This is a genomic window from Mycobacterium sp. Soil_C_30 (genome assembly GCF_057656995.1).
The window spans coordinates 243,193-256,107 of record NZ_JBDGJH010000008.1 but is presented as its reverse complement, the minus strand read 5'-3'; the positions used below and the strand labels follow the sequence as shown (position 1 = coordinate 256,107).

Below are 12,915 nucleotides of genomic sequence, written 5' to 3'. Positions count from 1 at the left end.
CAGGATTGGACTGCCACCATGTCACGGACGCTGTTCGCCACCACCGCCGTCGCGGTCGGGTCGTCGGCTGCACTGCTCTTCAGCGGCGTCGCCGCTGCGGAACCGGCTCCGATGCCCGTACCCGCACCGATCGACGGCCTCCAGGCACCGGGACTGTCGGCTGTTCAATCCTTGAGTCCCGCTGTGCAGCAGGCGGCCGCCGACCCGAACAACGCCGCCTCCATGTTGATGGCCGCGGCGTCGGCGTTCGCGGGTAATTCCGCGGCGTCCTCGGATTCCCAGAACCTGGCCGCCGCGGTGAGCCAGTTCGTTTCGAATCCGGCGTCGGCGTCCCTGCTGCCTGCGTCCCTACCGGGCGGCATCCCGCTGCCCAGCGGGGCGGTTCTCCCCACGCCGGTGCCGACCGCTGGCGGCGATGCCCAGCATCTGCCGCCGGCCGGCATCGTGCCCGGCGCCGAAGCGCACCTGCCGCCCGGTGTCGACCCGGCACACGCGGTGGGTCCGCAGCCCACCGCCCCCGAGGTGCCCACCGCCCCGGTGGCGCATCTGCCCGGCGAGCCGGTGGCAGCGGCACCCGTCGCTCAGGCTGCGGCACCGGCACCGGAGGCGGCGGTCATGGTCGAGGCGGGTCCGGCACCGGCACCGGCGCCGGCCGCCGGCCCACCGAGCCCGGCGGCGGCCGCGTTCGGTGTCGACGCCCCGCCGACGCAGGACTTCATGTACCCCTCGATCGGCAACGGCTGCCTGGCCGACGGTGGAAACTCGCTCGCCACAGCCATTTCCGTGGCCGGACCGGCCAAGATCCCGACGCCGGGCCCCGGCGCGGGTCAGACCGCGTACGTGTTCACCGCGGTCGGTACCGCCGGCCCCGCCGAGGTGCAGAAGCTGCCGCTCAATGTCACGTGGGTCAACCTGTCCACGGGCAAGTCCGGCAGCGCCACACTCAAGCCGCGGCCGGACATCAACGCCAACGGCCCGACCACGCTGACCGCCATCGTCGACACCGGATCGGGCAGCATCATCTCGACGATCTTCGGCCAGGTGACCACCACCGAGAAGCAGTGCCAGTTCATGCCGACCATCGGTTCGACCGTCGTCCCATAAGAGCTGCCGCCCCGAAAAGCCACGTGCCGGGTGCACGTGGCTTTTCGCGTTACTTGGCCTTCGCGGCCGCTTTCGCCGCCTTCTTGTAACTACGCACCTTGTCCAGTGACTCCTGGTCACGCACATCGGCGACGGACTTGAAGGTGCCGTCGGGACCGTAGTCACCGGCCGCCTCACGCCAGCCCGGGCCGTCGAAGCCGTACTGTTTGCCCAACAGCGCCAGGAAGATTCGCGCCTTCTGGTCACCGAAACCGGGCAGCCGCTTGATCCGCAGGTACACCTCGCGGCCGTCAGGATTGCCGTCGGTCCAGATGGCGGCGGCGTCACCGTCGTACTCGTCGACGATCAGCTGCGCCAGCGTCTGCACCCGCTTGGCCATCGAGCCCGGGAAACGGTGGATGGCAGGAGTTTCCGAACACAGCGCCACGAACTTGTCCGGGTCGTAGCCGGCAATCAGCTCGGCGTCCACGGCGCCGATCCGGTCGGCGATCTTCTTCGGCCCGGCGAACGCCGCCTCCATGGGGAACTGCTGAGAGGTGCCAACACGATTACGAGAGAGACGATCTGCGATCTTCTTTGGACCAGCAAATGCCACTTCCATAGGTATCTGCTGATCAAGCAACATACCCGTGAGCAGAGCAAACGGACTGACCGAAAGAAGTTCGTCAGCCTCGGGATCTTGCGTCAGGCAGAGCTTCGGAGTCACATGTCACCTCTCGACATAGAGCGCGGACAATCGAGTCCGCGCATCACACATAGAGGAGATTAGACGTGGCACCCGAGACCAAAGCAATGGTGGATCTGTTCGACGGCAAGCTGTCGGAGCTGGACATCTGCGACCCGACTTGGCTGTACGCAGGGAGGCTCACCGACGCCGAGACCGGCGAGTCGTGGCGGTACGTCTACCGCAGCACGCTGCTGCGGACTGACAGTGAGAAGTTCCGGCCGGTGCTCGAATGGCTAGACGGCGCAACGCCGATCGGCAACGCGCATGTGGCTGCTGACCCAGATCTGATGTACGGCACCGGAGAGCTGACTCTCTGGGAGCCGTGACCGCAGCCTGGCCCCTGGTATGGCCAGACCCCCGACCGCTACGGCGCGTCGGGGGTTTTGTCGTCTCGGTCACAAATCGCGGGAGAACGGCTCAAGTGTCACCTTCCTATTAGGTGAGGGCGAACAGCCCTCACAGAACTTGCGAGCTTGAGAGCGCGCCGTCGTTGTCGGTGCGCCTCGTTCGCAGGGTGCGAATCGCTCCCGCACCCGATGACGGCCGAACGGTGCTCCATCACCTCCTCCCGGCCGTCACCAAACTTCACCGAGGGCTCGCCTGCCCCGCGGTAAGCCGTCCGGTTGCTACCCGGATGGATAAGGGCAAACAGCCATTTGCCCGGCCTTTCTGTAGAGATCCCTCGGCCTGTTCTTCAGACAGCAGGTCGAGGGATCCTCTCTACGCCAGAACGCTAAATCCGTTCTGGCCCTTGTTTTTTGACCTATTACGCATACGCACACGAAAGGAGGGCACCATGCCCGCCGCAGTAACCATGTGCCCTCAAGGGCACGAGATCCGCACCGAGTCCGACCGCGACGGCCAAGGCCATTGCCGAGCATGTGAGCGCGACCGTCAGCGTCGCCGCCGAGTCTCCAACGCGATGAAGCTGACCCTTGTCAAGGCGTTCGAGGATGTCGGCATCCGGTTCGAGGACGACGACGGCCAGCCCGTCGCACCCGCCGAGGTAGTTCGACAGATCGCCGCCATCTATGAGTCAGGCGTCGAGCTTCCAATCGAGCTGTAACGACAGATTCACCCGGCCCCAGGCGGGCCGGTTCCAACGCCCAGGAGGCGGGCCGACGACAAAAGTCGTCAGCCGAACTACTCAACCCACTGAGGAACGCATGCAAGACAACACTTTCGACCAACTGCCCGAAAGCTGGCGGTTGAAGATCACCAAGCTACGCAGAGACTCCAAGTCACTGCGCCTTCGGCTCCGCGCTGCTGAGGCGCGCATAGCCGAGCTGGAGGCTCGGAGCAAATGAGTACCCCGCCGATCTTGGTATGGGACCGGGCTTACAACCGCAGCGGTGACGCCAAGCTACCGCGAGCCGTCGTCAACGCCATCCGCACCTACATGGACAACGACGACCTAACCGGTTGGGTCACTCAGGAGACCCTGGCCCGAGACACCGGCATGGACGCGACCACCATTCGCCGTCAGATCAAGAAGAACGCCGATGCCGGTTGGCTCACGGTAACCAAGCGCGGCCGAGCTGGCCGCGCCAGCGAGTACCGGCTGACCTACCCTCAACCGGGCACGGATGCCCGGTTGGAAACGGCGGATGCCCAATCTCCAACCGGGCACAGACGCCCGGCTACCGAGGATCGCTCCAACCGTGCACAGATGCCCGGTTACACCTTCCAACCGGGCACGGATGCCCGGCTACTACCGGGCGCAGATGCCCGCCCTTCTTCTCCTGAGCTTCTCCTCAAAGAGAAGCTCTCTAGAGAGGGGACTGTCGTCCCCGATCCCTTCGTGGGATCGGATGACCGCGGCAACCGAAGCGGAGCGGAAATAGCTTCTCCTGCCCAACCGGGCACGGATGCCCGGTTAGACCGGCCAGCCGAACAGCCGGCCAAACCGCGGCAGGCTGCCTCGGCATCCGATGATCCGTTTGCCAACGAACCAGCGCGCTCAGTCGCACGGCGACGACCGACCCGGCCGGTAGCCGTACCGCACCCGCGGGATGACCCGTTCGCGAGCTGATAGTTCGCACACAACAGACCGAGGCCCCCGGCCAACACCGGGGCCTTTTTGCTGCCCAGATCAGGGCAGCACCAACGAGGAGATGGAGCACATGAATCAACTGGAGATCGCACTGATCGCAGCCGCCCAGCGCGGAGGCGCACCAGCCCGCGTCTGGGACATCGGCCCAGACACCGAGATCGAGCTGTCCGACGAGACCGACCACCTGCTGGCCGGTGCCAAGATCACCGAGTGGTCCGCGGCTGACGTAACCTCGGGGAGGTCCGAGTGAAATCACCGGCCGAGACGTTCGAGGAGTTCTGGGAGCGCAGCGGCCAGCCCTACGAGGCTGCCGTGATCGCCGGAGGCGGCACACCGTGGCCGCTGGATCCGATCAAGGCAGCCGCAGCCGCCGAACGGCTCGGCCTGCCCGAGGACACCGACCCGATGGAGCTGCGCCGCGCTCTGTGGGAGCGCCGCCGATGACTGTCGTAGCCGCACAACCGCCGTTCCTGACCGCGGCCGGTGACGGCGCCCAGCTTCTGGTGAGCCGCAGCCTCGTGGTCAGCACCGAGTCCGAGCAGTACCGGCCAGTCGCTGACTACATCCGAGACCACGGGATGGTCCTGGTCGAAACCGAGACCGGCCCCGAGGCCGGTATGTACGGCCGAGTCGAGCAGAGCCACTACGCACTCCCCGAACTACGCAACCTGATCCTGACGAACCTTGGAGACGAATCCAAATGACTGAACAGCACGACAACACGTCAAATAGCGGCCCAGCGTCCACGGAGACGCACGAACAGCCCCCGTCCGATGTCAGCACACTCGAGGATCCACAGAACGGATCTGACAGCCCCGATGGCAAGGAGCCCAAAGAGGCCCGGTTCCGCCGCGAACGCAACGAGGCCGTCAAGGAGCGTGACGCCCTGGCCGAGCGCGTCGAGCGGATGCAGCGCGCCGAGGTCGAACGGCTGGCCGCTGATGTCCTGTCGCATCCGGCAGACCTGTTCTCGCTGTCGGGCAACGAGGTCAGCGATTACCTGACCGAGGCCGGTGACGTGGACGCCGACAAGGTGGCCGCGGATGTCGCCGCGATCCTGGCCGAGAGGCCCGGACTCAAGCGGAACGCTCCTGCGGTCGATCCGACCCGCGGCACCGGAGGAGGGCAGGCCCCGCCGAAACCGGCCCCGTCCTGGTCGGCGCTGATCGCGGCCGACAAGCATTGATCTCCGCTCCGAGCTGCTGACGTAGTCAGCTCTCCGGGCACCGTTCGCAGCCGTAGGGCTGCACCGAGGCTGGACCGTATGGTCCGGCCTTTTTTATTTCCGCACAACACTTTTCAAGGAGTAAGAACATGGCATTTGTCAACAATCAGACCGGCGCTGGCCTCACCTCTGCAGCCGAGGCGTTCACCCCCGAGGACTTCGGCAAGCTGGTCGATGTTGCCGTTAAGTCGGACTCGGTCGCCGGTCGAGTCCTGACGGGCACCGGCACCGATAAGGACAAGGTCCGTTACCCCAAGCTGGTCTCGTTCCCGAGCGTGGCGCACTACAAGCAGCTCCAGGCGATCGCCCTGGCAGATCCGACCACGACCGAGATCGAGGTGCCGATCTACCGCACTGCTGGCGCTCACCGTGCATCACGTGAACTGGCCGACGACTCGACCCCCGACACGGCCGACATGGTGGCCGGTGTGCTGGTCGAGCAGATCAAGCTGGCAGTCGACGCTGCGTTCCTCGGCGAGGAGACGGCAGACGGCCCCGGCGGTCTGCTCGGCACCTCGTACACCGACGTGGACACCGGTGCCGCACTGGCCAACCTGGATCCGTTCATCGATGCGAAGTTCGCCGCCGAGGCCAACGGCGGCAAGCTGACCTCGTGGGTCATGCACCCGAACGCCGCACGCGACGTGCTGAAGCTGAAGAAGCTGACCACCGGATCTAACGAGTCGCTTCTGGGTTACAACGACGCTGGCGATCTCGTCATCGCGGGCCTGCCCGTTGTCACCAGCCCGCTGGTCGACGCCGATACCAAGTTCTGGGGGATCTCCAAGGCCCGCACGGTCCTGGTCACCCGCACCGGCACCTCGGTCGAGCGGTCGACTCAGAGCGCGTTCCTGAACTACGCGCTGGACATCATGGCGAACTACCGCTACGGCCTCGGGTTCCTCCACGAAGAGGCCAACGTCCGCGGCTACAACGTCGCCTGATCTATCTCTTAATCCTCTGAGAGAGGCCAGCTTTCGGGCTGGCCTCTCCTGGATCTCTCACCCCTAGAGGAGGTGAACAATGGCAGGAAAAGCAGGTATGGCGACCGGAGTCGAGGTAGCTCGGATCTCGGTCAAGGTCAGCCCTGACAGCAAGCGGTTCCGCCGCGATCTGCAGAACGATCTGGACGCGATCGAACGGTCAGTCCAGGCCAAGATCGACGTAGAGCCGAATATGAAGAGCTTCGGTCGCGAGGTGGACGCCAAGACCAAGGGCATGCGTACCTCGGTCAAGGTCGACGCCGATGTCGACCGGAGTTTCTTCGCTCGACTGACCGAGCGACTCCAGAACATCAAGGGGCCTGACTTCGGGTCAGGCATCAACGGCACGGGCATGGCCGCGATCGTGGCCGGTGGCTTCGCCGTGGCCGCTCCGCTGATCGGCATCGTCACCTCGGCGCTGCTGACGCTCCCCGGCATCCTGGCCGCGGTCGCGGCACCCGTGGCCGCAATAACGGCTGGCCTGGACGGGATCAAGAAAGCCGCCGAGCGGCTGAAGACCCCGTTCGAGGGCCTCAGGGCCACGATGAACGCGGTCAACGAGTCCTCGTTTGCCCCGGTGTTCGACAAGCTCGGCGCAGTCTTCCCGACGCTGGAACGGTCACTCCCCAAGGTCTCCCAGGGCATGGCTGACTTCGCCCAGGGCATCGTCACAGCAGTGACCAGCCCCGAAGGGCTGGCCAAGGTCGAGACCACGATCAGCAACATCGGCGCTGCGATCTCCCAGGCCGCACCTGGCATCGGCAGCTTCACCGACGGGTTGCTCACTCTCGCAGAGAAGTTCAGCGAGAAAATGCCTGATCTCTCCGAGTGGTTCAACGGAGCTGGCGATTCGTTCGAGAAGTGGGTCGAGAAGCTCACCAAACCGAACTGGTTCGGTGAGTCGCAGCTGGACACCGCGTTCGACGGCCTCGGCGGCACGCTGAAGACCATCCTTGACACGCTCGGCGGTATCGCATCCGCCGGCATGGATTTCTTCAAGGATCCATCGAAGATCAACGACTTCAACAACGCGTTGAAAGGCGTTGGGGACAGCCTCACCAGAATCACCGAGCTGTCTAGCTCGCTGAACAACGGCAACCTGTTCTCTTCGGTTCTCCCAACGGGTTTCAAGCTGGACGGCGGTTTCGATCTCCAGTCGGTGATAGACGACATCACCAAGCCGTTCACGTCCGACAACGCACCCTGGCGCGATATGTGGGCCGGTCTGCAAGAGTCAGCCAGCTCGGCATGGTCGTCTGTGACCGCGACCGTCTCATCGGCGGTTGCGTCGATCAGCTCGGCCTGGAGCGGCATCACCTCGGCAGCATCCGAGGCGTTCCAGTCGATGGTCTCCGCAGCTTCCAGCGCGGTCTCCAGCATCGTGGCCTACGTGTCCGCTCTGCCCGGTCAGATCGCGTCAGCCCTCTCGGGGCTGGCCGCTGAAGGTATGGCCGCTGGCAAGGCTCTGGTGGACGGGATCGTCAACGGCATCGGCGGGATGATCGGCTCCGCGGTCGCGAAGGCCAAGGAACTGGCCAGCTCGGTTGCAGGTGCGGTCAAGGGGTTCCTCGGGATCAACTCCCCGTCGAAGCTCTTCACCGAATACGGCGTGTTCACCGGTCAGGGCTTCGAGCTCGGCCTGGAGCAGGGTTTCGAGCCGGTAATCGACCGGGCGAAAGACTTGGCTCAGCGGGTCTCTGAGGCGTTCGCCTCGGGTGTAGACCCGACAGGTCTGCTCGGCGGGCTGTCCAAGCAGGACATCGACCGGATGGATAAGGCCCTCGGGTTCGAGTCCAAGCGGCTGGAGTCGCAGGCGAAAGCTCTTGACTACCAAGCGAAGCTGACCGGTGACGACTCACTGAAGAACCGAGCCGACGACATTCGCATGATGAAGGACCAGATCGGTCTCCAGCGCGACATGCTCGGACTAACCCAGGACTACAGCGACACTCTCGGCAGCGTGACCGGGGACAACCCTCTCGCGAATGCTGCGGGTGGCCTGCTGTCGGCACCCGTCGACTTCGCCAAGTCGACTGCGGGTCAGTTCATGTCGGACATCGGCATCGGTGGCAACGGCATCATCTCGAAGGCCATCACCGAAGGCATCCAGTACATCTTCCAGGTCGGCTCGGTAGACGAGGCGTTCTCCGCGAAGGATCGCGCCGAGTCCAAGCAAGCACTGGCCACCGCTGGCCGGTAGCCCACCCGATGAGAGGCCCCCGGTGCCCAAACACCGGGGGTTCTCTTGTCCCCCAACACACACACGAGGAACGAATGCCCGCACCCACCTACATGCCAGCACGTAACTGGCCCTCGATATGCGAACGCGACGGCTGTCGCCGACCCATCCGGGGACGCAAAGGACGACAGCACCGGTTCTGCTCAGGTCTGTGCCGTGAGCTGGACAGCATGCTGAGCGAGGTGGAGAGCACGTGCAAGGAGATCGATCACCCCGAGCTGCCCGCGCTGTGGGCCGCGGCTGTCCTAGCTTCAGACGCCGCCACCGAGGTTCTGCGGATGCGGTCCCGGCTGTGGAAAGAGGCTCAGGGACGCAACCCTACGTAAACGGCATCTCCCGCAGGTCCGTGGACAGGCGGTTCAACAGCTCATCTACCGGCACACCGGACCGCTCGGACAAGTGGTCCGTGATGAACACAGCGACGTTGACTAGGCCGCTGATGATGTCCGGCCCCAGCTCCACGAAGCGTTCGTTGCTGAGGTCACTGGGCACCAGATTGAGCACCTCAAACAGGGCAACTGCCACGTTCTTTCGAGGCTCTGTGGTGCTTACAGTTCGGATGATCTCCACCGCCTGCAAAGCGTTGGCCAGCTTGTCGGGTGTCCAGTCGTCTGCCATGTTCGTCCTTCCGTAGTGGGGCTCACCTTTGAGCCCTCGCAGCGGACGGTACGGAGCACCCCCGACACAAGACAGCGCATCGCTCAGTCGTCGATGTCGTGTCGCGCGTGTCGGTCCCAACACACCGTGACCTGACCCCGGCACCCCCAGGGGGGTTGACCCCCTACCCCCCTTCTCGACCGGTCGGTTATGCGGTTCAGCCATCGGCTGGAACTCAAACTCTGATTTTTTGACGCTCTGACCTGGACGTTTTCGCAAAACCGCAGGTCGCCAACACACATATAGAGGCCCGTAGAGGCCGGAAACGAGGCTTCAACGTGGCTGTAAGACGCCCGAAGACGCCAGACGGCCTCGGCACCGAGGGCCGCAAGCTCTGGCGCGAGATCGTCGGCACGTTCGACGTGAACGAGGAACCGCACAAGCGCCGAATCCTGTTCGACGCATGCAAGACCGCCGATCTGATCGACCAACTGGACACCGCGATGCAGGGTCAGCCGCTGACCGCGAAGGGATCGATGAATCAGTTGGTGATTCATCCGCTGATCGCTCAAGCGCAGTCCGCGAGGACTCAGCTTGCCCAGTTGCTGAGCCGACTCAACTTCACACCGTTCGAGGAGGACTGACGTGGCAATGGCACCCACACGGCGCTACAAGCGCCGACCGAAGGCGGCTGCCCCGAAGACATCCGCGGCCGACTACTTCCGCGCTCGGTTCGGCTGGAGACCGAGCACGGCCACCTTCCAAACGACCGCCAGACGTGAGTGTGGCGGCTGCAGCCGGGTGCTGCCTGGCGATCGATTCGACGTGCCGGTGACACCCGGCCGTCCAGACCTCAACAAATGCAGGAGCTGCAAATGACATACGCAACCGCGGCCGACGTGGCCGCTCTGTGGGCGCGGGAACTCACCACCGAGGAGACGGCCCTTGTGGACCGTCGCCTGGCCCAGGTCGAGCGGATGATTCTTCGGAGGATTCCGGATCTGGCCGGCCAAACCGAGGCAGGCCAGATCGACGCCGACGACGTTCGCGACATCGAGGCCGAGGCCGTGTTGCGGGTGGTCCGCAACCCTGACGGGATCTACTCCGAGTCTGACGGCAGCTACACCTACACCAAATCGGCAGCCGCAGCGGACAACTCGCTGAGGCTCACCGCCGAGGAGTGGGAAACCCTTGGTGTCCGCGTCGGCAAGATGTTCACGATCGTCCCGAACGTTTCGAGGATCCGATGAGTCTGCTCAACCGAGGCACCGAGGTCGTCACCGTCTTCCCAGAGGTAACCGTTACCGACAACTACGGGAACCCGTCCACCCGCGTCGGCACGACGGGCATTGTCACCCGAGCGTCCGTGCAGCCGATCAGCTCCACCGAGATCTACGACGGTCGAGGTTCCAACACCGTGAGCCGCTACCGGCTGCGGCTGGCCGGTGGCTGGCCCACCGGTGACGGCATCCTTGGCTCGCATGCCCAGGTCGAGTGGCGCGGCAAGCGCTACGCGATCGAGGGCGATGCCATGTTGCACACCGGGAGCCCCAGGACCGCACATGCGGTCTACACGATGGTTCGGAGGTAGGCCCTCAGGCGTCTACCGGCCTCGTGAAGCTGACCAGCTCCTCGATCTTGACGGCGATGACCTCCAACGAGTCCACGCTGGTATCGAAACCGTTCCGCGAACCCAACAGGGGGCTGACCGCTCGAACTTCTTCGAAGGTGATGCCGTGCACCACGGGAACCAGCAGGTTGCCTGCCAATAGTGCGGAGAGTTCCTTATCGGCAACCCCCTCGGCCTGAATGCGCGTCATCAACGCGGGGGTGACCATCACGAACCCGATACGCGAGTTCGCCAGACCCTTGTCGATCGCACGAAGGAACGGGACGCCGGGAAGGATGTCCTTCTCGCTGAACCAGACCGTCACGCCTGCGGCCTCCAGCAGGTCGTGCAGTTCCTTCGCAACGCCCCGCCGGTCATCCCACGCGTGGCACAGGAAGCCGTCGCGGAGATCGGGATAGGCAAGCGCGCGCGCCTCGATCTGTTGACGTACCGGAGCGAGCGCCTGCACCTGTTGAGGGGTATAGGTCACGGACGAGTTGCTCGGCGACCACCTTGGCCGCACGCTGCCGCCGGATGACCTTCCGGACGGCACACTCGCCCGCGGCTGGTACGCGGGTGCCGAGTAAGACTGCTGCGGGTAGCTCGGCCTGGAGTATGACGAACGACCGTAGGAACTCCGACCCCCATGCACGGGGCAGGCAGCTGCGCCGCTCGCCGTATGGTGGCCCCTCCTGGGCGCCGTGCATCCGCTCATGCTCACTTCTCCTAGTGATCGCTGCCACGTGATGAGGATCATCCGAGGCTTTCCTCACACACTACACTTAGTATCCGTACTCGCCACTAACTACCATATGTAGTAGTTACATTCCTGTAGTTTGCGACCGGTCGAAGTAACTCCGCTCCCCCTTGCGCGCCAGCACATACCGGAGACCGGCGTCTAGGTAGAGCTGCCGCCGTTCGCTCTCGTCGGCAGCCTTCCAGGCCTCTGCCTTCGTCTGCCCGATCTCCTCGGTCACCCAACCGGCCGCACGGCTCGGTGTGGCCGCGAGCTGGTCGCGCTTGGCCGTCTGGACCCTCAGCCGCTCCAGCCACAGCCGCTCATCCTCGGGTGTCGTCAACAGACCGGCGTCAGACTCCATCTGCAACCGGCGGATGGTCGCGATCACCTGCTCCAGCTCGGCGCTGTGATCCTCCCCCGGCACGAACACTCTGCGGGTCATCGGGTCGTCACCGCGGGTGAATCCGAATTCGTGGGCCAGTTGAAAGTCCACATCTTCACCGCGAGCCGAAACACCGTTGCAGTTCAACGGAGTTCGGCCGCAACGGTAGGAGCGCCATTCTTTCTGCTCGCCGCTCGCGCTCGTGCGTCGGGTGATCTGCTGAGCCAGCGAGGATCCGCAGATCTCGCCCTCTTCGAGGTCACCACATGCGCGGCAACCTGTGCAGCCACAGAAGACGACACCGAGCACCGGATTGGCCGTCTTGCTCGGCGTCCGCTGGCCGAGCTTGCGGAGCGTGGCAGCCTCTTGCAGTTGCTTCCAGGTGGCCGCATCGAACGTAGGAGGGCCAAGGCGGATCGGCTCCCCCTCGGCGTCGAGCACGACCGTCGCGGCCCTACCGCGGCCGGTCATCTTCAGCCCTTGTGTCCGCGGAGAGGTCAGAGCGTCGATCACGACGTTGACCGACCACGGTCGAGCCTTGGCAGGCTTGCCGCTCGCGACCCGAGCGCGGTCCATGTTCGTCAGGTGCTCTTGCTCGTTGCACCACGCGGCTATGCGGATGAAACTCCAGCCGCTCAGCAGCTTCTCGGCCATCTGGTGCAGCAGTGCCCTACCGGTCTCGTCGGTGGCGAGACCCTTGCCCTTGCCGCTCGGATGATCAACCACCTTGAAGCCGAGCGGAGGCACACCCGAGGCCCACCGGTCCATCCCCCGCAGTGCCCGGTGGCTGTCCTGAGCCCTGGTCTTGAACCTGTTCAGCTCCATTTGGGCGAAGAACGAACCAAGGTAGAGGAACAGCTCTGACATCTGGCTGTCGATGCCCTTCGACGCCCCCGGCAAGTAGTTCAGGAGCAGACCGTCGTCGGCAAACGCAACCATCTTGTGTTGTTCCTCGGCCCACCGAGCGAAGTCGACACAGTGAACAGTCGAGCGGAAAGCTCGGTCCATCTTCGACCAGACGATCACGTCCCAGGAGGCAGCTCCCTCCTCGGTCAACCACGGCCCAAGGTCCGGCCGATCCTCCGGACGCTTCTCAGCGGAGACTCCGAGGTCTTCGAACTGTCCGACAATCTCGTAACCGCGGGCCTCTGCCCACTTTGTGGCCGTCTCCAACTGCGCCAGGTGTGAGACCTTCTGCGGTCCCTGGACTACCGATACGCGAGCCCCTACGAGGGCTCGAAGCTGCTTCGCCATAGT

17 protein-coding genes are annotated in these 12,915 nt (G+C 64.5%); 13 read left to right on the top strand and 4 right to left on the bottom strand.

Annotation, left to right across the window (positions count from 1 at the left end; translation table 11 throughout):
* The first annotated feature begins 18 nt into the window (after positions 1-18).
* The gene (locus AC3A6P_RS17800) at positions 19-1,104 is read left to right on the top strand and encodes an Rv1157c family protein (protein WP_487692982.1); all 1,086 of its coding nucleotides are present in this window, start codon (positions 19-21) and stop codon (positions 1,102-1,104) included.
* Positions 1,105-1,153: 49 nt separating this feature from the next.
* Here AC3A6P_RS17800 and AC3A6P_RS17795 read toward each other — a convergent pair whose 3' ends face one another.
* Positions 1,154-1,810 carry an HhH-GPD-type base excision DNA repair protein gene (locus AC3A6P_RS17795; RefSeq protein ID WP_487692981.1) on the bottom strand — a complete coding sequence of 219 codons (657 nt, stop codon included), beginning with the start codon at positions 1,808-1,810 and terminating at the stop codon, positions 1,154-1,156.
* Positions 1,811-1,875: 65 nt separating this feature from the next.
* Between AC3A6P_RS17795 and AC3A6P_RS17790 the strand changes: the two genes are divergently transcribed.
* The 9 genes from AC3A6P_RS17790 (at position 1,876) to AC3A6P_RS17750 (ending at position 8,292) form a co-directional block, all read left to right on the top strand.
* On the top strand, positions 1,876-2,157 hold the full coding sequence (locus AC3A6P_RS17790) for a hypothetical protein (protein ID WP_487692980.1): 282 nt from the start codon (positions 1,876-1,878) through the stop codon (positions 2,155-2,157).
* A gap of 470 nt (positions 2,158-2,627) precedes the next feature.
* On the top strand, positions 2,628-2,897 hold the full coding sequence (locus AC3A6P_RS17785; RefSeq protein ID WP_487692979.1) for a hypothetical protein: 270 nt from the start codon (positions 2,628-2,630) through the stop codon (positions 2,895-2,897).
* Positions 2,898-3,134: 237 nt separating this feature from the next.
* Positions 3,135-3,863 (top strand): hypothetical protein, encoded by a 729-nt coding sequence (locus AC3A6P_RS17780; RefSeq protein ID WP_487692978.1) that lies wholly within the window; start codon positions 3,135-3,137, stop codon positions 3,861-3,863.
* A gap of 91 nt (positions 3,864-3,954) precedes the next feature.
* On the top strand, positions 3,955-4,134 hold the full coding sequence (locus AC3A6P_RS17775; protein ID WP_487692977.1) for a hypothetical protein: 180 nt from the start codon (positions 3,955-3,957) through the stop codon (positions 4,132-4,134).
* Entirely contained in the window at positions 4,131-4,328 is a 198-nt protein-coding gene (locus AC3A6P_RS17770) for a hypothetical protein (protein ID WP_487692976.1), read from the top strand. The genes AC3A6P_RS17775 and AC3A6P_RS17770 overlap by 4 nt, the downstream gene beginning before the upstream one ends.
* Positions 4,325-4,588, top strand: a complete 264-nt coding sequence (locus tag AC3A6P_RS17765; RefSeq protein WP_487692975.1) for a hypothetical protein — start codon at positions 4,325-4,327, stop codon at positions 4,586-4,588. Before AC3A6P_RS17770 ends, AC3A6P_RS17765 begins: the two co-directional genes overlap by 4 nt.
* The gene (locus AC3A6P_RS17760) at positions 4,585-5,070 is read left to right on the top strand and encodes a hypothetical protein (RefSeq protein WP_487692974.1); all 486 of its coding nucleotides are present in this window, start codon (positions 4,585-4,587) and stop codon (positions 5,068-5,070) included. Before AC3A6P_RS17765 ends, AC3A6P_RS17760 begins: the two co-directional genes overlap by 4 nt.
* 128 nt (positions 5,071-5,198) lie before the next feature.
* Positions 5,199-6,053: a phage major capsid protein gene (locus tag AC3A6P_RS17755; protein ID WP_487692973.1), complete on the top strand. Its 855-nt coding sequence runs from the start codon at positions 5,199-5,201 to the stop codon at positions 6,051-6,053.
* Positions 6,054-6,132: 79 nt separating this feature from the next.
* Positions 6,133-8,292 carry a phage tail protein gene (locus tag AC3A6P_RS17750; protein WP_487692972.1) on the top strand — a complete coding sequence of 720 codons (2,160 nt, stop codon included), beginning with the start codon at positions 6,133-6,135 and terminating at the stop codon, positions 8,290-8,292.
* A 357-nt stretch (positions 8,293-8,649) separates the two neighbouring features.
* Here AC3A6P_RS17750 and AC3A6P_RS17745 read toward each other — a convergent pair whose 3' ends face one another.
* The gene (locus AC3A6P_RS17745) at positions 8,650-8,949 is read right to left on the bottom strand and encodes a hypothetical protein (RefSeq protein ID WP_487692971.1); all 300 of its coding nucleotides are present in this window, start codon (positions 8,947-8,949) and stop codon (positions 8,650-8,652) included.
* A 317-nt stretch (positions 8,950-9,266) separates the two neighbouring features.
* On the opposite strand from AC3A6P_RS17745, the gene AC3A6P_RS17740 reads away from it, so the two are divergent.
* The 3 genes from AC3A6P_RS17740 (at position 9,267) to AC3A6P_RS17730 (ending at position 10,519) form a co-directional block, all read left to right on the top strand.
* Positions 9,267-9,572, top strand: coding sequence for a P27 family phage terminase small subunit (locus tag AC3A6P_RS17740; RefSeq protein ID WP_487692970.1), 306 nt, complete (start codon positions 9,267-9,269; stop codon positions 9,570-9,572).
* Positions 9,573-9,803: 231 nt separating this feature from the next.
* Positions 9,804-10,178, top strand: a complete 375-nt coding sequence (locus AC3A6P_RS17735) for a Gp19/Gp15/Gp42 family protein (RefSeq protein ID WP_487692969.1) — start codon at positions 9,804-9,806, stop codon at positions 10,176-10,178.
* Positions 10,175-10,519 carry a hypothetical protein gene (locus AC3A6P_RS17730; RefSeq protein ID WP_487692968.1) on the top strand — a complete coding sequence of 115 codons (345 nt, stop codon included), beginning with the start codon at positions 10,175-10,177 and terminating at the stop codon, positions 10,517-10,519. The genes AC3A6P_RS17735 and AC3A6P_RS17730 overlap by 4 nt, the downstream gene beginning before the upstream one ends.
* 4 nt (positions 10,520-10,523) lie before the next feature.
* Here the strand turns inward: AC3A6P_RS17730 and AC3A6P_RS17725 are convergent, their stop codons facing one another.
* Together AC3A6P_RS17725 and AC3A6P_RS17720 are read right to left on the bottom strand one after the other, a co-directional pair.
* On the bottom strand, positions 10,524-11,027 hold the full coding sequence (locus AC3A6P_RS17725) for a toll/interleukin-1 receptor domain-containing protein (protein ID WP_487692967.1): 504 nt from the start codon (positions 11,025-11,027) through the stop codon (positions 10,524-10,526).
* A 331-nt stretch (positions 11,028-11,358) separates the two neighbouring features.
* Positions 11,359-12,912: a recombinase family protein gene (locus AC3A6P_RS17720; protein ID WP_487692966.1), complete on the bottom strand. Its 1,554-nt coding sequence runs from the start codon at positions 12,910-12,912 to the stop codon at positions 11,359-11,361.
* Between the last annotated feature and the right edge of the window lie 3 nt (positions 12,913-12,915).